The 23,180-nt window shown below is 62.0% G+C and carries 2 rRNA genes and 1 pseudogene (1 of these 3 running past the window's edge); all 3 read left to right on the top strand.

Annotated features, from left to right (window positions below):
- A 23S ribosomal RNA gene (locus tag I7X09_RS28630) occupies window positions 1-2,694 on the top strand; it begins 441 nt to the left of the window's first position.
- 154 nt (window positions 2,695-2,848) lie between these two features.
- Window positions 2,849-2,965, top strand: a 5S ribosomal RNA gene (gene rrf, locus I7X09_RS28625).
- A pseudogene (locus I7X09_RS28620) lies at window positions 2,953-23,166 on the top strand (non-ribosomal peptide synthase/polyketide synthase); the annotation flags it as partial. The gene rrf and the pseudogene I7X09_RS28620, both read left to right, overlap by 13 nt.
- Window positions 23,167-23,180 lie beyond the last annotated feature (14 nt).

Here is a 23,180-nt window from a genome sequence, read left to right as displayed (position 1 = left end):
GTTGTAATGGAAACCCAAGTAGCACCGGGCCCGTGAAATCTGGTGTGAATCTGTCGGGACCACCCGATAAGCCTGAATACTCCCTGGTGACCGATAGCGGACTAGTACCGTGAGGGAAAGGTGAAAAGTACCCCGGGAGGGGAGTGAAATAGTACCTGAAACCGTGCGCTTACAATCCGTCAGAGCCTTCGAGCAGTTTACTGCTGGGGGTGATGGCGTGCCTTTTGAAGAATGAGCCTGCGAGTTAGTGGCATGTCGCGAGGTTAACCCGTGTGGGGTAGCCGTAGCGAAAGCGAGTCCGAATAGGGCGATCGTAGTGGCATGCTCTAGACCCGAAGCGGAGTGATCTACCCATGGCCAGGTTGAAGCGACGGTAAGACGTCGTGGAGGACCGAACCCACTTAGGTTGAAAACTGAGGGGATGAGTTGTGGGTAGGGGTGAAAGGCCAATCAAACTCCGTGATAGCTGGTTCTCCCCGAAATGCATTTAGGTGCAGCGTCGCGTGTTTCTCACCGGAGGTAGAGCTACTGGATGGTCTAGGGGGCCCACAAGCTTACCGAAATCAGCCAAACTCCGAATGCCGGTGAGTGAGAGCGCGGCAGTGAGACTGCGGGCGATAAGGTTCGTAGTCGAGAGGGAAACAGCCCAGATCGCCAGCTAAGGTCCCTAAGCGTGTACTAAGTGGAAAAGGATGTGGGGTCGCGAAGACAACCAGGAGGTTGGCTTAGAAGCAGCCACCCTTGAAAGAGTGCGTAATAGCTCACTGGTCAAGTGATCCTGCGCCGACAATGTAGCGGGGCTCAAGTACACCACCGAAGCTGCGGCATTCACGCAATAGCCCCCCTTCACTCTGCGGAGTGTTGGGCAGGTGTGTGGATGGGTAGGGGAGCGTCGTGTGGCCATGGAAGCGGCAGGGTGACCTAGCCGTGGAGGCCACACGAGTGAGAATGCAGGCATGAGTAGCGAAAGACGAGTGAGAAACTCGTCCGCCGAATGACCAAGGGTTCCTGGGCCAGGTTAATCCGCCCAGGGTGAGTCGGGACCTAAGACGAGGCCGACAGGCGTAGCCGATGGACAACGGGTTGATATTCCCGTACCCGTGTGAACGCGCCCATGGTGAATCAGTGATACTAACCATCCTGAAGCCACGAGAAGACCTTCGGGTCTCGAGTTGGTGGATGCATGGGACCTGATCTGGTAGTAGCCAAGCGATGGGGTGACGCAGGAAGGTAGCTGAGCCAGTCAGTGGTAATACTGGTGTAAGCGTGTAGGGCGTGACCTAGGCAAATCCGGGTCACACATAGCCTGAGACGTGATGCGTAGCCGATTGAGGCGAATTCAGTGATCCTATGCTGCCGAGAAAAGCCTCTAGCGAGCTTTCACACGGCCCGTACCCCAAACCGACACAGGTGGTCAGGTAGAGAATACTAAGGCGATCGAGATAACTATGGTTAAGGAACTCGGCAAAATGCCCCCGTAACTTCGGGAGAAGGGGGGCCCTGTCTGGTGACGACATGTACTGTCTGAGCTGGGTGGGGCCGCAGAGACCAGTGAGAAGCGACTGTTTACTAAAAACACAGGTCCGTGCGAAGTCGTAAGACGATGTATACGGACTGACGCCTGCCCGGTGCTGGAAGGTTAAGAGGACCGGTTAGTTCCTTCGGGAGCGAAGCTGAGAATTTAAGCCCCAGTAAACGGCGGTGGTAACTATAACCATCCTAAGGTAGCGAAATTCCTTGTCGGGTAAGTTCCGACCTGCACGAATGGCGTAACGACTTCTCAGCTGTCTCAACCGTAGACTCGGCGAAATTGCATTACGAGTAAAGATGCTCGTTACGCGCGGCAGGACGAAAAGACCCCGGGACCTTCACTACAGCTTGGTATTGGTGTTCGGTTCGGTTTGTGTAGGATAGGTGGGAGACTGTGAAACGGTGACGCCAGTTATCGTGGAGTCGTTGTTGAAATACCACTCTGATCGAATTGGACCTCTAACCTCGGACCATGATCTGGTTCAGGGACAGTGCCTGGTGGGTAGTTTAACTGGGGCGGTTGCCTCCCAAAATGTAACGGAGGCGCCCAAAGGTTCCCTCAGCCTGGTTGGCAATCAGGTGTCGAGTGCAAGTGCACAAGGGAGCTTGACTGTGAGACTGACAGGTCGAGCAGGGACGAAAGTCGGGACTAGTGATCCGGCACCGGCAAGTGGAAGCGGTGTCGCTCAACGGATAAAAGGTACCCCGGGGATAACAGGCTGATCTTCCCCAAGAGTCCATATCGACGGGATGGTTTGGCACCTCGATGTCGGCTCGTCGCATCCTGGGGCTGGAGTAGGTCCCAAGGGTTGGGCTGTTCGCCCATTAAAGCGGCACGCGAGCTGGGTTTAGAACGTCGTGAGACAGTTCGGTCTCTATCCGCCGCGCGCGTTAGAAACTTGAGGAAGGCTGTCCCTAGTACGAGAGGACCGGGACGGACGAACCTCTGGTGTGCCAGTTGTTCCGCCAGGAGCACCGCTGGTTAGCTACGTTCGGAAGGGATAACCGCTGAAAGCATCTAAGCGGGAAGCCTGTTCCAAGATGAGGTTTCTCACCCCCTCGAGGGGGTAAGGCCCCCGGCAGACCACCGGGTTGATAGGCCAGAACTGGAAGTGCAGTAATGCATGCAGGTGACTGGTACTAATAGGCCGAGGACTTACCACAAAGAAGCTACGCGTCCACTGTGCGGTATCTGAAACAACACACAGATACTGATGAGAGAACCTTGTTTTCTCCATCCCCCAACACCAGCAATGGGTGTTGACGGGTGGTGAAACCAGGTGATCACAAGTTGGTTACTGTGACAGTTTCATAGAGTTACGGCGGTCATAGCGAAGGGGAAACGCCCGGTCCCATTCCGAACCCGGAAGCTAAGCCCTTCAGCGCCGATGGTACTGCACTCGACAGGGTGTGGGAGAGTAGGACACCGCCGAACACGCGGTGTTGGAGGGGGTGCGGAGGTCTCTTCCGGGGTTCATGGTGCCGTCGGTGGTGGTGGTGTTGGGGGAGTTTCCGGTGACGGTGCATGGGAAGTTGGATCGTAAAGCCCTCCCGGACATCAACTTCGAACCTCAATCGCTGCAGTATGTCGCGCCGCGAACGCCGGTCGAGGAGACGGTTGCCGCAATCTTCGATGATCTGCTGGGAACGTCCACGGTGGGCGTGTACGTCGACTTTTTTGCTCTTGGTGGGAACTCTCTCAGTGCGGCCAGGTTGGTTGCGCGAGTGAATTCTGTTCTCGGCGAACGGATCAACATCCGCGACGTCTTCGATGCTTCGACCGTTGCAGCGCTGGCGGAGTTGGCGCAGAGCCGCGGAGGGGACAATGGAGGTGATATCAGCGGCGGAGAAGGAGCGAAGCCAGCGTTGACGCCGCGGGGTACGACGACGGATATCCCACTTTCACCGGCGCAGGAGCGAATGTGGTTTGCGAATCAGTTCGCCCCCGAATCCGCCGCATACAACGTCACGTGCGCGTTGAGGCTCGACGGCGCACTGAATGTGAGTGCGCTTCGCGCTGCATTTGTCGACGTCGTCGAGCGGCACGAGTCTTTGCGCACTGTTTTTCCTCTCACGGACAACGGACCGCGTCAAGTGATCATGTCCACCTCACAGGTGGTATCGGATCTCGCACCGATACTTGTACAGGGAGGCGAAGACCTGCGCGAGCGTTGCCGGCAGATCGCTTCGGTTGGTTTCGACGTCACGCAACAGGTCCCGATGCGCGCCACCTTGTTGCGGCGAGATGACCAGGCCCACTCGCATGTCCTGGTGATCGTGATTCACCACATCGCCGCCGACGGATTCTCGACGGTACCGCTGGCCCGAGATCTCATGAGCGCATACTCCTCCCGTGTGAACGGTGAGGCACCTCGGTGGGCGCCGCTCGCGATCCAGTACGCCGACTACGCGTTGTGGCAACGTGGTTGGTTGGGCTCCGAATCCGACTCTCGGTCCTCGATCTCGAAACAGCTCATCTATTGGGCCGAGAATCTTGCGGGCACACCGGAGGTTCTCGACATTTCGACTGATCGACCGCGCGGTGACGTGCGTTCGCTCCGACGCGGACGGATTCGGTTCGACTTCAGCCCGGAGATTCATGCCGGTGTGGTTGCCCTGTCGCGCACACACAACGCCACGGTCTTCATGGTTGTGCACGCAGCCTTGGCAGTGCTGCTGGCGAGGCTCAGTGATGAGGACGACATAACCGTCGGAACTCCCATCGCCGGACGTGGGGAGCGCGAACTCGACGACCTGGTGGGTATGTTCGTCAACACCTTGGTCTTGCGCACTGCAGTGGACCGCGGCGCGACATTCGGGGAGTTCCTCGACCAGGTCCGAAACGTAGATCTGAGCGCCTTCACCCATGCGGACGTGCCGTTCGAACGAGTCGTCGAGATCGTGAATCCTTCACGCTCGACGGCATACTCGCCCCTGTTTCAAGTCATGTTGGAGTTCCAGGACATCGAGCGACCTACCCTGGAACTCCCCGAGTTGCAGGTGACCGACATGGGTGTCGAGATCGACACCATCAACTTCGATCTGCAGTTGACGGTGGCCCAGAATGTCGACGACGCCGGTGAACCGGACGGTATTCGCGCCGAATTCGGTTATGCCACAGATATTTTCGACAATGAGACAGTAAGGGGCTTCGTCGACCGCCTGCAACGGATTCTCGAGCGCGTCACCACGGATCCGCAATCGCGGATCGGAGATATCGAGATTCTCTCCGCCCGTGAGTCGGTCGAACTGATACCCGTGCGAGGTGTGATCTCCACCGCTGTTCAGAGCCTTCCGGACGTCCTCACTGCAGCAACAGATAAGGCGACCGCCCAGGATCCCGGCGCCGTCGCGCTGGTGTTCGAGGAACGTGAAGTGACCTATCTCGAACTCGACGCACAGTCGAACCGATTGGCTCGCCTGCTGATCGAATCGGGAGTGGGTCCCGAATCGGTGGTGGCGTTGTGTCTTCCACGCTCCGTCGAGTCCGTTCTGGCGGTGTGGTCCATTGCCAAGACCGGTGCGGCATTCCTTCCGGTGGACCCGGGACATCCTGCTGCACGTATCGAGTACATGCTGGGCGACTCCGGTGCAGCGTGGGGGATGACGTCTCGCGCTCACCACGCAGCATTGTCCGACCTCGTGCCGTGGCTGGTTCTCGACGATGCCGGTTTCGAGGAACGGCTGTGGGCGTACTCCCCATCGAAAGTCACCGACGCGGATCGGCGGGCACGGATTCGAATCGACAATCCGGCCTATCTGATCTATACCTCCGGATCTACAGGAACGCCGAAGGGCGTGACAGTCACACACCGCGGGTTGAGCGACTTTGCTCTCCAGGAGCGCGAGACATTCGCTACCACCACCGAAGCAAGAACCCTGCACTTCGCCTCGCCGAGTTTCGACGCGTCGGTTCTCGAACTCGTGCTGGCCGTTGGTGCTGGAGCCACGATGGTGATCGTGCCACCGACTGTCTACGGCGGGTCGGAGCTGGCGGCGCTACTGGAGCGCGAGCGCGTAACCCACTGTTTCGTGACTCCGGCGGCTTTGGCGTCCGTCGACCCAGACGGTCTCACCACTGTCGGTTGTGTCGTGACAGGTGGGGAGGCGTGCCCGCCGGAATTGGTGGCCCGCTGGGCGCCGGGCAGACAGATGTTCAACGCCTATGGTCCTACCGAGGCAACTGTGGTGTCGAGTATCAGTGCGGCACTGGCTCCTAACGACCCGGTCACCATCGGCGCACCTACTCGCGGATTCAGCGAGGTAGTGCTGGACTCGCGTCTGCGAGCGGTACCGGTAGGTGTCGCGGGGGAGTTGTATCTTGCCGGGCCGGCTCTCGCTCGCGGCTATCACCGGCGATCCGCGCTGACCGCCGCGCAGTTTGTCGCAGATCCCTTCGGTGCGCCGGGAACGCGGATCTATCGCACGGGCGATCGCGTGCGGTGGACGCCCGACCGGCAGCTGGAGTATCTCGGGCGCACCGACGCCCAAGTGAAGGTCCGTGGGTTCCGCATCGAACTCGGGGAAGTCGAGGTGGCATTGCAGACGCACCCACGCGTGGCCCAGGCGGTGACGGGCGTCTGGAACGGCGACGGCAGCGATCGGTTGATCGGCTACGTGGTTCCCGATCGCGGGGTGAGTGTCGATCCGCGAGACGTCCTCGCGCATGCAGGCACGCGACTGCCGTCGTACATGGTGCCTGCGGCGGTGGTGGTGCTCGACGCACTTCCGCTGACGGTTCACGGAAAACTGGACCGCGCAGCGCTTCCCGCACCCGATTTCTCGTCCGCGGCCACACCCGACCGGCCACCGCGAACGGAAACCGAGAATCTTCTTGCCGCTCTGTTCGCGCAGGTTCTCGGCCTCGACACCGTGGGAGTGCATGATTCCTTCTTCGAACTCGGTGGAGACAGCATCATGTCCATCCAATTGGTGGCCCGCGCTCGCGATGCTGGTGTGATCATCTCGCCGCGAGATGTATTCGACCACAAATCTGTTGCCGAACTTGCCGAGTCGGCGCACGTGGAGCAGGACGGGCCTGATGCGCTCGCGGAGCTGCCCGGAGCCGGTATCGGCACCCTCCCACTGACGCCGGTGGCGCAGTGGATGCTCGACCGCAGCAGCGGCGGCCTCGAGGGGGGTGAGCTGAACCGGTTCACCCAGGCGCTCGTGCTGACCGCTCCCGCTGATCTCACCCAGGACCTCCTTGTCCGGGGCGTTCAAGTGATGCTGGATCGGCACGACATGCTCCGTGCTCGCCTGGTCGAGCGTGAGCAGGTCATGGAAGTCCTACCACCCGGCTCGATCTCGGCCGAGGGACTGATCCACCGAGTAGCTGTCGATTCGGTCGACGACGAAGGTTTCCGGGCCTTGGCGTCGGGAGAACTCGAGGCCGCTGCCGACAGCTTGGATCCCGCCGCCGCTGACATGGTGCGCGTGATCTGGTTCGACCTGGCCGACAAACCTGACTTGTCGAACCAGCAGGGCCGATTACTTCTGGTGATTCATCACCTGGTTGTCGACGGCGTCTCGTGGCGCATTCTGGTCACCGACCTGGCGTCGGTGACAGCGCAACTCCAGGCCGGTGTCACGCCTGAACTGCCACCGATCGGAACGTCGTTCCGGCGATGGGCGCATGGGCTTGTCGAGCACGTGGGTGACCGGAGCGCAGACCGGGAGGTGTGGACAACGATCCTGAAATGCGATGACCCACTGATCGGTTCGCGCCCACTCGATCCCACGATCGACGTCTACGACACGGTCGACACCGTCACAGTGGACATCTCGCCTTCGGTGACCAGGAACCTTCTCACCACGGTTCCTGCGGCATTTCACACCGGCGTGAACGACGGACTCCTCACCGCTGTCGCGTTGGCCTCGATCGGGTGGCGACGACGCCGAGGTATGGATACCGCTGCCGCCCTGATCACTCTCGAAGGACACGGCCGCGAGGAGGGTGCGGTTCCTGGCGCAGACCTCGCTCGCACCGTTGGTTGGTTCACTACGCTCTACCCGGTGCGCGTGGATCTCGGCGGAATCGACGTCGACGACGCACTGGCAGGTGGCGCCGACGCCGGGCGGGCCCTCAAAGCTGTCAAAGAGTACGTGCGTGCGATCCCCGATCGTGGAATCGGATTCGGGATGTTGCGGTACCTGTCTGGCGAGAGCGACACGCTCGGCCGATTCCGTTCTCCTCAGATCAGTTTCAACTATCTGGGTCGGATCAGCTCCTCTGACGGAGCACAGGACTGGCTGCCGGTGGAGGACAATCGAAAGCTCGGCGGAACCCAGAATCGTTTCATGCCGGTGGCGTCCGTGATCGACATCAACGCCGCGGTTGAGGACCATGTCGGCGGGCCCTACCTGACAGCATCTTTCACCTTTCCCCGCGGATTGCTCGACAGGGCTGACATCGCGGAGTTCGCGGAACTGTGGCGTCGTGCACTCGACGGACTCACCGCGCACGCGTCGCGACCTGATGCGGGCGGTCTGACGCCGTCGGACATTCCCCTGGTCTCGGTGGACCAACAGCAGATCGAACGCTGGGAGAACGACTTCCCCGGATTGCGCGACGTCTGGTCGGTGTCACCCCTTCAAGCCGGGCTGATGTTCCATGCCTCACTGGCGGCCACGTCGACGGACGTCTACACAGCGCAGTTGTGCATCGAACTCGAAGGAGCGGTTGATTCCGAGCGTTTACGCGGCGCTGCTGCTGGACTACTCGCAAACCACCCGAATCTGTGCGCCGCGTTCGTCTACGACGTGAACGGCCTACCGGTGCAGTTGATTGTCGACGATGCAGTGATTCCCTGGACCGAGGTCGATCTGAGTGATCGAGGATCGGCAACCGAAGCAGATCTGGAGCGCCTCCTCGACGAGGATCGCAGTGCACCCTTCGACCTCGCCTCGCCGCCACTGCTTCGGCTGACGCTGCTGCGAACCTCGCCGACGAGGTGCGTGTTGGTGGTGACAAACCATCACATCGTTCTCGACGGTTGGTCGATGCCGTTGTTGGTTCGCGAACTGCTGACGCGATACGCGGCCGACGGTCTCCCGGTCGACAGAGCCCCGGCCGATCTTCCCGAGACTCCGTCATACCGCACCTATCTGGAATGGTTGGTGCACCGCGACCTCGAGACCTCGCTCGCGGTATGGGAGGACGCCATGGAAGGCGTCGACGAGCCGACGTTGTTGGCGGCTTCGGCGCCGATCGCGGAGCAACTGGTGCCCGAAGAAGTCGCCGTCGATCTACCCGATTCGGTGCTCGACGGACTCGGTGCGCTGGTCCAGCGGAGTGGGATCACGATGAACACGGTGATCCAAGCCGCGTGGGGTGTCCTGCTGTCTCGAATGCTTTCCCGCGACGACGTCGTATTCGGCGTCACAGTCTCGGGCCGTTCACCTGAATTGCCTGGTGTGGAAAACATGATGGGGCTGCTGATCAACACATTGCCTGTCCGCGTGCAACTGGATCCGGACGAGACGTGTGCGCAGCTGCTCGCTCGACTACAAGGCGAACAGACGGCTCTGCTCGATCATCACCATGTCGGACTCGGCGCGATTCAATCTGTCGTAGGGACAGGCATTTTATTCGACACACTGTCGGTCTTCGAGTCGTATCCGATCGATACCTCGGAGATGGACGGGAACACCGATATAGCCGGTATGCGCGTCACCGCTGTGACTGCCCGGGACGCCACGCATTACCCACTCACCGTGCTGACGGTCGCGGAACCCGCGCTGCAGGTGAGCCTGCGGTATCAGCCGGCGGCACTCGACCGCGCCGCGGTCGACACCATTGCGCAGCGAATGCCGCTGATCCTTGCCGCCTTCGCAGCGAACGCGGATACGCCGATCGGCGAGGTCGACGTGTTTGTCGCCGGCGAGCGTGGGTTGGTGGTGGGTGGTTGGGATGGTGTGGGGGTGGCTGTGGGGGGTTTGACGTTGGTGGATGTGTTGGATGGTCGGTTTGCTGGTGTGGGTGGTGGGGGTTTGGTGTGTGGTGGGGTGGTGTTGTCGTGGGGTGAGTTCGATGTTCGGGTGAATCGTTTTGCGCGGTTGTTGATTTCGTTGGGTGTGGGTCCGGAGTCGCGGGTGTGTGTGGCGTTGTCGCGGTCGGTGGAGTTGTTGGTGGCGGTGTTTGCGGTGGTGCGGGCTGGTGGGGTGTTCGTTCCGGTGGATGTGGGTGCGCCGGTGGAGCGGGTGGGGTTTGTGGTGGGGGTGGTGGATCCGGTGGTGGTGTTGTCGCGGGCTGGTGATGGTGGGTGTTTGCCGGTGGGGGTGGGGTTTGTGGATGTGGGTTGTGTTGATGTTTCGGGGTTTTCGGGTGGTCCGGTGGGGGTGGGGGATCGGTTGGGGGTGTTGTTGCCTGAGCATGCGGTGTATGTGATGTTCACGTCGGGGTCGACGGGTCGTCCGAAGGGGGTGGTGGTCTCGCATGCGGGGGTGGTGAATCGGTTGTTGTGGATGCAGGGGGAGTTTCCGTTGGGTGTGGGGGATGTGGTGTTGCAGAAGACGCCGGTGTCGTTCGATGTGTCGGTGTGGGAGTTGTTTTGGCCGTTGATGGTGGGTGCGCGGTTGGTGGTGGCGGATCCGGGTGGGCATCGTGATCCGGTGTATTTGGTGGGTGTGATCGAGCGGTGGGGTGTGTCGGTGGTGCATTTTGTGCCGTCGATGTTGGAGGTGTTCGTGGGGGAGCCTTCGGTGGTGGTGGGGTGTTCGAGTCTGCGTCGGGTGTTTGTTTCTGGTGAGGGGTTGTCGTCGGTGTTGGCGGGGCGGTTTGCGGGGGTGTGTGGTGCGGAGTTGGTGAATTTGTACGGGCCGACGGAGGCGTCGGTGGATGTGACGTTTCATGTGGTGGAGGGTGTTGTGGGGGTGGGTGTTCCGATTGGTCGGCCGGTGTGGAATACGCGGGTGTTGGTGTTGGATTCGCGGTTGCGGCCGGTTCCGGTGGGTGTGGTGGGGGAGTTGTATGTGGGTGGGGTGCAGGTGGCTCGGGGGTATGAGGGTCGTGCGGATTTGACGGTGGGTCGGTTTGTGGCGGATCCGGTGTCGGGGGTGGTGGGTGCTCGGGTGTATCGGACGGGTGATGTGGTGCGGTGGGGGTGTGGTGGGGTGTTGGAGTTTGTGGGGCGTAGTGATTTTCAGGTGAAGGTGCGGGGGCAGCGGGTGGAGTTGGGTGAGGTGGAGGCGGTGTTGGCTGCTCAGGTGGGGGTGGCTGGTGCGGTGGTGGTGTTGAGGACGGGTGTGGGTGGGGATTTTTTGGTGGGGTTTGTGGTGGGGTGTGTGGGGGTGGTGGTGGACGAGGTGGCGGTGTTGGAGGGGGTGCGGAGGTCTCTTCCGGGGTTCATGGTGCCGTCGGTGGTGGTGGTGTTGGGGGAGTTTCCGGTGACGGTGCATGGGAAGTTGGATCGTAAAGCCCTCCCGGACACTACTTTTACAGCTACGGGCTATCGGATGCCGAGCACGCGAGCCGAAGTTCTGGTCGCCCGAGCCGTCGCCGAGGTACTCGGTCTCGACCAGGTGGGCGCGGATGACAATTTCTTCGAACTCGGTGGAGACTCGCTCAGCGCCACTCGCGTCGCAGCGCGCATCAGATCCGAATCGATCACGAACGTGGGGGTGAAGGCCCTGTTCGACACTCCTGTGGTCGCGGATCTGGCGGAATCGATCGATCCACTGGAAGCTGCGCTGCGAGGTTCGGGGCTGGAAGGTTCGAGGATTTCGGAAATCGCGGGTAAGCCACGGCCAGAACACATTCCACTATCGCTCTCACAGACGCGTATGTGGTTCGTCAACCAGTTCGACACGTCGTCTCCGCTCTACAACATCCCCGTCGCACTACAATTGGACGGGTTCCTGGATTCGGGTGCGCTCGAAGCCGCACTGGGTGATGTGGTGGAACGACACGAATCCCTTCGAACGCTCTTCCCGACGTCCGCGAACGGGCCCTACCAGGTGATCGCCGAACCAGCGCTCGCTGCTCCTCGAATCCACCCCGTGCCGATTCCCGGCGAGCGGCTTTTTACGGACTTGCACGCGTTCTTCGACATCGGATTCGATGTGTCCGAAGAGTTCCCGCTGCACGTGAGGCTACTCCGAATCGGCCCGGAGCAGTATGTTCTTGCGATCGTTGTTCACCACATCGCCGCGGACGGTTTCTCGATGGCACCATTGGCACGTGACCTGATGCGCGCCTATACATCCCGTGCTCAGGAGCAGATTCCGGACTGGGCGCCACTGCTCGTCCAGTATGCCGACTACAGCCTGTGGCAGCGAGAGATCCTCGACGCAGAAGTTGGTACGGAAACGTCGTCCTCGGAGGAATTCGATTATTGGACAGCAAAGCTGTCGGGTATTCCGGAAGTCTCGCCGCTCCCTCTCGATCGACCGCGGACGCCGAAACGGTCTGCCGAGGGTGCGGTGGTTTCGATGGACTTCTCGCCCGAGACCCATCGAGCTTTGAACGAACTTGCACACCAAAATGGTTCGTCCCTGTTCATGGTGATGCATGCGGCTCTTGCGGTACTGCTGGCACGGCTCACGACGGCGGGCGACGTAGTGATCGGGACCCCGGTCGCAGGTCGCGGTGCATCGGTGTTCGACGATGTGGTCGGGATGTTCGTCAACACGCTCGTGCTTCGCACACCTGTCACATCCGGAGCAACCTTTGCCGAGGTGTTGGCCGCGGTGCGGTCAACCGATCTCGGTGCACTGGACCATGCAGACATTCCCTTCGAGAGGTTGGTGGATTACCTCTCGCCCGACCGTTCCACCGCACATTCACCTCTCTTTCAAGTACTCCTCGAATTCCAGACCGATACGGGACTGCGCTTCGAATTGCCGGAACTGACGGTTCGCTCGCTCGATGTCGATCTCGCGGTTGCAAAATTCGATCTGCAACTGAGTGTGATGGAGCACGGCGACGAGCACGGTGATCCCACCGGTATCAGCGCCGGTTTCCGTTATGCAACAGATATTTTCGATCGGATGTCGGTGGCGCGCATCGCGGCGCGCTTCGAGAGAGTGATCGGCGCCGTGATCGAGAACCCGTCGGCGGTCGTCGGCGATATCGACATACTTCTGGCCGGCGAACTCAGCGGGGTGCTGGGTGCGCCCTCGGCCTCGGGCTCGGCCTCGGGCTCGGCCTCGGGCTCGGCCTCGGTCTCGGCCTCGGGCGTCGGAACACACGAGGATTCTTTGTCGGATCTCTTCGATCGCACGGTGCAGACGTCCGGGGATGCCGTGGCGTTGCGCTGCGGCGGATTGTCCGTCACCTACCGCGAACTCGACGAGCGAGCAAACCGCCTCGCTCGACTATTGGTGGCGCAGGGGGTGATGCCGGAAACCCTGGTGGCAGTCGCGATGGCCCGCTCGATCGACCTGATGGTGGCATTGCTGGCGGTGGTGAAGGCCGGCGGCGGATACATACCGGTGGACTTGACCTCTCCGGTCGACCGGGTGGACTTCGTGCTGCGTGACTCCGCGCCGAAGTGCGTGCTGACCACTCGGGCCGACGGCGACGACATACGAGACAGTGACGCAGTCGCAGACAACGAGATTCCAGTGATTACCGTGGACGACCAGGCGATTCGCGTTGCGCTGCACAGGTTTTCTCCGCTTCCGGTGACCGACCGAGATCGGCTGCAACCGCTCCGACCCGAATCGGTGGCCTACGTGATCTACACCTCGGGGTCTACCGGGCGCCCGAAGGGGGTGCAGGTTTCTCACCGCAACGTGGTGACGTTGCTGGCAAACACCAGTGAGCTCTTCGGGTTCGACAGCGGCGATGTGTGGACGATGTTCCATTCAGAGGCATTCGACTTCTCGGTCTGGGAAATGTGGGGTGCTCTCGCACACGGTGGCCGACTGGTACTGGTCGACTACTTCACGGCCCGTTCACCAGAGGCATTCCTCGAATTGCTAGGGCACGAACGTGTCACGGTGCTCAATCAAACCCCCACTGCCTTCTATCAATTGGCGGAAGCCGACCGGCTTACCGGGGGTGGAGCTCTGTCATTGCGCTACGTGATCTTCGGCGGAGAAGCCCTCGACTTCGGACAGGTGACGCGCTGGTACGCCCGCCGCGGGACTTCGTCACCAGATCTGGTCAACATGTACGGCATCACCGAGACCACCGTGCACGTCAGCCACCTGCCGCTCGATCGTGAGCTGGCGCGTGAAGGATCTGCTTCGGTGATCGGGCAGGCGTTGCCCGGGTTGCGTGTGTACGTGCTGGATCAGCGGCTGCATCCAGTGCCGCCAGGTGTGGTGGGTGAACTGTATGTCTCCGGCGATCAGGTTTCACGCGGATACCTCGGCCGGTTCGGTCTGACCTCCGCGCGGTTCATTCCCGACCTCACGGTCAGTGGGGCGCGTATGTATCGGTCCGGTGACCTGGGGCGCTGGAACGACAGCGGGCAGCTGGAGTACCTCGGACGAAACGATCTGCAGGTGCAGGTGAAGGGGTACCGAATCGAACTCGGCGAGGTGGAGGCTGCGCTGCTCTCCGGAGTGGGCGTGTCTCAGTCGGCGGTGGTGGCCCGCAGAGACCGGTTGGTGGGCTACGTGGTACCGGAGCCCGGTGCGACCATCTCGCCGGCGGCGTTGCTCGAGTATCTCTCTCAGAGGTTGGCGCCGCACATGGTCCCCGCTGTCGTGACGGTTCTCGAGGTTTTGCCGCTGACGGTGAACGGGAAGCTCGACCGGAAAGCGTTGCCTGAACCTGATTTCGGGCGACAGGCAACCGTGAGCCGTGGCCCCGCCTCCGAGACGGAAAACATCCTTGCGGGCCTGTTCGCCGAAGTTCTGGGACTCGACGAGGTGGGGGTCGACGATTCGTTCTTCACTCTCGGCGGTGACTCGATCATGTCCATCCAGTTGGTGACGCGCGCCAAGTCTGCCGGAGTTCTGATCACACCGCGGGAGGTGTTCGAACTCAAAACCGTGACAGCGCTGGCCGAGACGGCTGGAATGGCCGGCAACCGCGTTGTGCTCGACGAGTTGTCAGGCGGCGGCGTCGGTGAGATCGAGTTGACGCCGATCATGAAGTGGATGATTGATCGTGGTGGAGATTTTCGCCGGTACTCACAATCTGTTCTGCTCACGATTCCTGCCGCGGTCGACGAGGGCACGCTGACGCGGGCCATCCAAGTCGTGGTGGACCATCACGACGTACTCCGGTCGAGCCTGCGGGCGTCGTCGCCCCCAGACTCCGTTCGGCGGATGGACGTTGCGCCTCCAGGTGCAGTGCGGGCCCAGACACTCGTGCATCGCATGCGTGTCGACAGCGCTGTGGCGCAGACGGTTTCGACGGCAGTGGACGCCGCTCTGGATCGGCTTGATCCGGCGGCCGGGGTGATGGTGCAGGCAGTCTTGCTCGACACCGATGCACACGACGAGAAACGGTTGCTCCTCGTCGCTCACCATCTCGTGATGGATGGGGTCTCCTGGCGAATCCTGATCCCCGATCTGGCACTTGCTTGTGCGCAGATGCAGTCAGGCGTCGACCCTTCACTGGCTCCTGTCGGGACGTCGATGCGTCGATGGGCACGTGGCCTTGTCGACGCCGCGCGCGAGCCGGATCGGGTGGCTGAACTCGACTACTGGCGAGAGGTGCTCGAGGGTCCCGATCCGAAGCTGGGTGTGCGCGCTCTGACGAAGAGGGACACCGCCTCGGCCACCACTGACATCGAAGTACGAGTTCCCCCGGGACTGACCGAGGTCGTGTCGACGACAGTGCCGCAGGCGATTCACGGGAGCGTCGAGGACGGTTTGTTGACGGCTTTGGCTCTTGCGATGTTCCGCCGGCATAGGGACCGCGGGGTCGACAATCCGGAGACGTTGATCAGTCTCGAGGGTCACGGACGCGAGGAGCAGGTGGTTCCCGGGGCAGATCTTGCTCGCACCGTGGGATGGTTCACGTCGATCTTCCCGGTGCGGATCGATTTGAGCGGAGTGGATCCGATCGACGCCTTCGCCGGCGGCCCGGCCGCGGGCGTCGCTGCCAAGGCCGTCAAGGAACAACTCCGGGCGGTGCCGGACCGCGGCGTCGGCTTCGGGTTGCTGCGCTATCTGAACCGCGAAACGGCACACACTCTTTCGCAACTTCCCGTGCCGCAGATCAGTTTCAACTACCTCGGACGCGTCGGTGGATCCGACTCCGACGCTTCAGCGGGATGGGTACCGATCCGTGACGAGGACCTGCGGACGGTTGCGGCCGTCGATCTTCCGCTCGCCGGCGTTCTCGAGGTCAACGTGATGACCGTCGACAACAGTGACACCGACAACAGTGATACCGAGGACGGCCCGCAGCTCGTTGCCAGCTGGACGTTCCCACCGGACATTCTGGGTGCGGACGACGTTCGGCAACTGGCGCAGTGGTGGCTCGACGCACTGGCCGGGCTCGGAGAGTACGCGGCAGGCGGCGGCGGATTCACACCCTCGGACTTCGACCTGGTCGATCTTCGACAGGACGCGGTCGACGACCTCGAAAGTCGGTGCCCCGACCTGAGCGACGTCTGGTCGCTCTCTCCATTGCAGGCGGGGTTGTTGTTCCATGCCGAACTTGCCGAACGATCGGTCGACGCATACCTCGTACAAGTGGCTCTCGATCTTGCCGGCGCAGTCGATTCGGAGCGCCTGCGTCGCGCCGCCGACGCGCTGCTCCGCAGGCATGAGAACCTGCGTACCGCCTTCCTTCACGGAGCGGACGGCCGTGCCGTCCAGGTGGTCCGAAGCAACGTGGCAGCGCCGTGGCAGGAAATCGACCTCACGGGTGCAACAGATCAGGATCGTGATCGAGCGCTGGCCGAGGACCGAGCGCGCCCGTTCGACATGGCGCGGGCGCCGTTGATCAGATTCACCCTGATCGCTCTCACCTCCGAAAAGTTCACGCTGGTGCTCACCAACCATCACATCCTTCTGGACGGCTGGTCCATGCCACTCCTGATCCGGGAATTGGCGACGCTCTATGCGGCTGACGGTGAAGTGTCGGCCTTGCCTCACGCGCGCGCGTATCGCGATTATCTGACCTGGATGAGCCGCCGCGATCTGCAAGCCTCGAGAGCTGTATGGGCGAGAACGCTGCGCGGAGTCGAAGGACCGACGCTGCTGGCTCCGGCGGTTCGATCCCGTCGACTCTCCACCATGGCGGCCGAGTGGGTGTTCGATCTGAACGAGGAATTCACAGCCTCACTTCGCGGGATGGCGCGTGAACTCGGACTGACGATCAACACAATTGTTCAGGCATCGTGGGGGATCGTCCTCGCTGCACTGACCGGGAGAGACGATGTGGTGTTCGGTGCGACGGTGTCGGGTCGACCTCCCGAGCTGACCGGGATCGAAACCATGGTCGGGCTGTTCATCAACACAATTCCGGTCCGAATCACGCTGCGCCCGACAGAAAGTATCGGCACACTCCTCGCGCGGATCCAGGCCGAGCAAGCAGAGCTGTCGGATCACCACTATCTCGGGCTTTCCGAGATCCAAGGAGCCACCGGGCCGGAGACCGGCTTCGACACGTTGACTGTCTTCGAATCGTATCCCGTTGACCGTCAGGGTTTTTCGTCCGATACCGATATTGCGGGGATCCGGATCACCGATGTCCAAGCCAAGGACGCTGCCCACTACCCGCTCAGCCTGGTGGCATCGGTCGACACCAGGCTCCGCCTGAAATTCGAGTACCTACCCGAGGTGTTCGGTGCCGCCGACATCGAAGAGATCGCCGGACGACTGCGGCGTGTGCTAGAAGCGTGTGCCCAGCCGGATCGCCCCGTGGCTGTGGTGTCGGTGCTCGCCCCGTCCGAACGTGCCGAATTGGTACCAGCCCGTGGCACGGCTGGTGGGTCGTCGCGTGTTTTCCCGGAGATCTTCGACGCGGCAGCCCAGCGTGATCCGAACGCGTCGGCCGTGGAATCGACGGACGGCAGCATGACCTACGGCGAGCTGGACATCCTCTCCAATCGCATTGCTCGCGTGCTTGTCTCGCAAGGTCTGGGAACAGAGGACTACGTCGCAGTCGGTGTCCCACGTTCTCTCACGTCTGTGGTAGCGATACTTGCCGTCGCCAAGACAGGCGCTGCATTCGTGCCGATCGATCCCGACTATCCCGACGAGCGGATAAACCACATGCTGATCGATTCGAAGGTCGGTTTCGGATTGACCACCGCCGCTGACCGAGATCGACTGCCCGATATCGCGGAGTGGCTGATTCTCGACGATCCGCACTTCACGAAGAAGTGCGAGGGATTCTCGGGGAGCCCACTGACCGACAACGACCGACTCCGTCCGATCGGGTTGGATTCAGCCGCCTACGTCGTCTACACCTCGGGGTCGACCGGCGTGCCCAAGGGTGTCGTGGTCACGCAGCGAGGGCTCGACAACTTCGCCCGAGACCAGGTCGAACGCTACGGCGTAACTCCACAATCACGCACGTTGCACTTCTCCACTCCGAGTTTCGACGGGTCGCTGTTCGAATATCTGCAGGCGTTCGGCGCCGGGGCGACAATGGTTATCGCTCCACCCGGGATCTACGGGGGTGAGGACCTGGCGGAACTGCTGGCCGAGCACGCCGTCACGCATGCGTTCATCACCACGGCGGCACTGGCATCGGTGGATCCGGCTGGGCTGGAACAACTTGCGGACGTCGTATTCGGGGGCGAGGCGTGCCCGCCCGACCTCGTCGCACGCTGGGCACCTGGCCGCCGCCTGTACAACGCGTACGGACCGACCGAAGCAACCATCATGTCCAACGTCAGTCCGCCGATGGCCGCCGGGGAACCGATCACGATCGGTGGACCCGTCAGGGGCGTCAGCGAACTGGTGCTCGACGCTCGACTTCAAGCGGTTCCCGTCGGGGTCCCCGGCGAGCTGTACCTGGCCGGACCTGGCGTGGCACGGGGATACCACCGAAGGTCGGGGTTGACGGCAGAACGTTTTGTCGCCAACCCGGCTGACCCGGGAACGCGGATGTACCGTACCGGCGACATCGTGCGATGGACGCCGGACCTGTGTGTCGAGTACGTCGGGCGAAGCGACTTCCAGGTCAAGGTTCGAGGATTCCGTGTCGAACTCGGGGAGATCGACAGTGCGCTGATGGCAGAGCCCGACGTCGGATTTGCCGTTACGGTTGCCGATTCCGGCCCTACCGGAGACACCCGACTCGTGTCGTACGTCGTGCCTACGGCGGGTCAACTGGACACCGGGGTCTTGATCCGCGCCGTGGCCCGGCGCTTGCCTGCGCACATGGTGCCTGCCGTTCTCACGGTGCTGGAGAACATTCCGTTGACCGCTGTCGGAAAAGTCGACCGTTCGGCGTTGCCCAGCCCCGAGATCGGCACAACCACAGGGGATTTCCGATCCCCGGTCGGCCCGGTCGAACAGGCGGTGTCGGACGTGTTCGCAGAGGTGCTCGGCCTGGAACGAGTCGGAACCGACATCAGTTTCTTCGAGCTCGGGGGAAATTCTCTCAGCGCCACTTCGGTCGCGGCGAGGTTGCGGGCGGTGCTCGGAGCCACCGTCGGGGTGCGGGACCTGTTCGAGACGCCGACGGTGGCCGAGTTGGCCACGGTGATCGACCATTCGGTTGCCGAACGGTCGGAGCGACTGGAACCGCGCCCCCGACCCGACGACATCCCCTTGTCGTTTGCCCAGCAGCGATTGTGGTTCGTCAATCAACTCGACACCAGTTCTCCTGCGTACAACATTCCACTCGTGGTGTGGCTGAGCGGTGGACTCGACAAGCCGGCGTTGAGATCAGCGGTGTCCGATGTCATCGCCCGCCACGAATCGCTGCGAACGATGTTCCCGGTCCGCGGCGACGGACCGGTCCAGCACATCGTGCCCACCGAGAGCGCCGAGCTGCCGCAACTGGCCGAGACATCGGTGACCGACGAACATCATCTCCGTGACGAGCTTGCCCGAATGGTCTCGGCCGGTTTCGACGTCGCCGCACGAATTCCCCTGCGGGCATCGTTGTTCACCATGAATGAGCGCGAACACGTACTTGCCGTAGTGGTGCACCACATTTCGGCTGACGGCTTCTCGATGTCTCCGCTGACCCGAGACGTGATGATTGCATACGAGGCCCACGCGCACGGCGGGGAACCCCAGTGGACGCCGCTTCCAGTCCAGTACGCCGACTTTGCGCTCTGGCAACGGGAGATTCTGGGCTCAGCCGACGACCCGGGGTCGGTGATCACCGAGCAGTTGGCTTACTGGCGACGCGCACTGTCAGGCGCTCCCGACCTCTTGGAACTTCCCCTCGATCGAGACCGGCCGACACAACAGAGTTTTCACGGCTCGCGGATTCACTTCTCGATCAGCAGTGATCTTCACCGCCGGATTCGGGACGTGTCGAGGCAGCATGAGTCCACTGCATTCATGACTGTGCATGCAGCGCTCGCGCTCTTGCTGGCACGTTTGGGCAGCACCGACGACATCGTGATCGGAACGCCGATCGCCGGCCGAGGAGATCGTGCCCTCGATGATCTGGTCGGCATGTTCGTCGGCACGCTCGCACTGCGCACACAGGTGGATCCGGCTCGATCCTTCCGGGAGTTGGTTGCGCATTGCCGCGAGGTCGACCTCGCCGCGTTCGCTCATTCCGACGTTCCCTTCGAGCGGGTAGTGGAGGCGGTCGGGCCGAAACGGTCGAGCGCTTATCCGCCGATTTCCTCGGTGTCCCTCGAATTCCAGAACAACGATCGGCCGATTCTGCACCTGGCGGGACTGGAAGTCCGCGGGATCGACCCCGAACTCGAGGTAGTGAAGGTAGACCTGGAATTCCTGCTCGCCGAAGAGTACGACGATCGCGGTGCACCGGGAGGAATGAGCGGAGCCGTCGACTTCGCCACTGATCTCTTCGACCCCGGCACGGTCAGCGGGTTTGCCGACATGTTCGTTCGTGTACTCGAGTCCGTGACCCGGAATCCGGAGGTACCGATCGGTGACATCGATCTACTCGGCGATCGTGAACGTCGCGCGTTGACGCCGGCGCGTGGGCTCCCCGAAGTACCTCCGAAACTGTGGCCTGAGTTGTTGGCGGACGCGGTGGCGATCGATCCGGACTCGGTGGCCCTGTCGCTGGAGAATCGGCAACTCAGCTATCGCGACCTGGACGAGTGGTCGAATCGTGTTGCCCGGGAGTTGTGCGGTCGGGGTGTGGGCCCGGAGACGTTCGTGGCGCTGGGGATGCCTCGCTCGATCGAATCGGTGGTGGCGATCTGGTCGGTGACCAAAGCCGGAGCGGCTTTTGTGCCTGTCGATCCGGCCTATCCGCGCGAGCGCGTCGAATACATGCTCGCCGATTGCCGAGCCTCGCTCGGTTTGACTGTGCAGTCCAGCCGAACTCACCTACCCGACGTTGTTCCCTGGCTGGAACTCGACGACCCACACTTCGCCCGACGGGTAGCCGCGCGGTCGCCGAAACCGATCACCGATGACGATCGAACCGGTGAACTGAACCTCGATCATCCGGCCTACCTGATCTACACCTCGGGCTCTACGGGGAAACCCAAGGGAGTGAACATTACTCATCGAGGTTTGGCGAGCTTCACGGCAGAAACTCGTGAGAGGTTCGAGGTCACACACGACTCTCATGTTTCACAGTTGGCCTCGCCGAGTTTCGACGCTTCCATCTTCGAGTTGACGATGGCATTCAGTGCGTCGGCGCGAGTGGTGATCGTTCCGCCTGCTGTGTTCGGTGGCGCCGAATTGGCCGATGTCTTCCGGCAGGAGCAGGTCACACATGCCACCATTACACCGACCGCGCTGGCGGCGTTGGGTGCCAACGGTTTCGAGGCGCTCCGTGTTCTCGATCTGGTGGGCGAGGCCTGCCCGCCGGAGGTCGTCGCGCAATGGGCGCCGGGTCGGAGGCTGCACAACGGCTACGGCCCGACTGAAACCACCGTGCAGGCAAGCGTCAGCGATTCGATGAAACCCGGTGCGGGAGTGAACATCGGCTCGCCGGCAGTGGGCTTCGGCTTCTTGGTGCTGGACGGGCGTTTGCAGCCCGTCCCGGTCGGTGTGCCGGGGGAGTTGTACATCACGGGCCCAGGTATGGCACGTGGGTACCATAATCGGGCGTCGCTCACTTCGGAACGATTTGTCGCTTGCGTGTACGGGTCTCCGGGGCGCCGAATGTACCGCACCGGGGATGTCGTGCGTTGGCATGAGTCCGGCGGTGCCAGTGCCGAAAGCGACAGTGCCGAAATCGTCGGGTCCGGCGAGGGCGCACATCACACACTCGAATACATCGGGCGAAGCGACTTCCAGGTCAAGGTCCGCGGATTCCGGATCGAACTCGGCGAAATCGATGCAGTTCTCATGCATCATCCGGCCGTGGGCTTCGCTGCCACCATCGGCCACGTCGGACCGTCGGGTGACACGGTCCTGGTGTCGTACGTGCGCGTGTCAGCTGCCGACGCCACGGACAGCGACGAGATACGGGCGTATGCAGCCGACCGACTACCCTCCCACATGGTTCCGTCGGCAGTGGTGCTTCTCGAGCGGATTCCGATGACACCGGTGGGCAAGCTCGACCGAAAGGCTCTACCGGAACCCGAATTCGGTTCGGCTGCCGCCGAGTTCCACGAGCCGGTCACTGATACCGAGCGCGCCGTGGTCGACTCGTTCGTCGAGGTTCTGGGTCTCGACCGGGTGAGCACTACCGACAGCTTCTTCGACTTGGGCGGGTCCTCCCTGGTAGCCACCCGAATCGTCAGCGCACTGCACTCCCGTTTCCAACGCAGAATTCCGCTTCAGTGGATGTTCCTCGACCCGACGCCCGCTGGAATCGCTCGACGCCTCGACTTGCCGACCGTGGACGCCGGCATGGAAGAGCTTCTCGCCGTGGTTGTTCCGCTGCGGACGAAAGGAAGTGGGCGACCGCTGTTCTGTGTGCACCCTGGTATCGGCCTGTCCTGGGGGTATGCCGGATTGGTGCGGTATCTGCCCGAGGACAGACCGGTGTACGGACTTCAGCTACCCGCACTCAGCGACGACGGTGACTATCAGTCGATCGAACAGTTGGCGCATCGTTACGTGGAAGAGATGGAGGCCGTTTCGCCAGACGGGCCGTACGACTTACTCGGATGGTCCCTCGGTGGAGTCATCGCGCACGCCATGGCCGTCGAACTGCAATCGTCCGACCGCGAAGTCGCCACACTGGCCATGATGGACAGCTACCCCGACAACGGGGATGCGCCTGCGTCAGCCGAACTCGACGTCCGAGACCTACTTCGAGGACTCGGCCTCGAAGTCGAGACCGACCGAGATCTGACCTTCGACGAGGCGGCGGCCGTGGTGGCCCGGACGCTCAGGCCCGAAACGGGAGTCGACGGTCGGGACCTCGAGCGGATTGCCCGCGGGTATGAGACTTCGCAGAGAATCACCCACCAGTTCGTTCCGCAGATCTACCAGGGAGACCTGCTGATCTTCCCGGCTGACGGAAAAGACGACACGATTGCGCGCGAAAGGTCGCCACAGGAATGGCGTCCGCTCGTGACGGGACGGATCGTGGAGGTGCCGGTGCGTTGCGGACACAACGAGATGATCGAGGCCCCGGCCATGGCGGTCATCGGACCGGAGATGGCCCGGCTTCTCACGATGTTTTCCGGATACTCCGAACGGGCATGACACCTTCAAGCCAC

The sequence above is a fragment of the Rhodococcus sp. P-2 genome (genome assembly GCF_016598535.1).
Taxonomy (GTDB): Bacteria; Actinomycetota; Actinomycetes; order Mycobacteriales; family Mycobacteriaceae; genus Rhodococcus_F; species Rhodococcus_F baikonurensis.
Note: the sequence above shows the minus strand (reverse complement) of the source record. Positions and strands in the feature narration are given on the sequence as shown.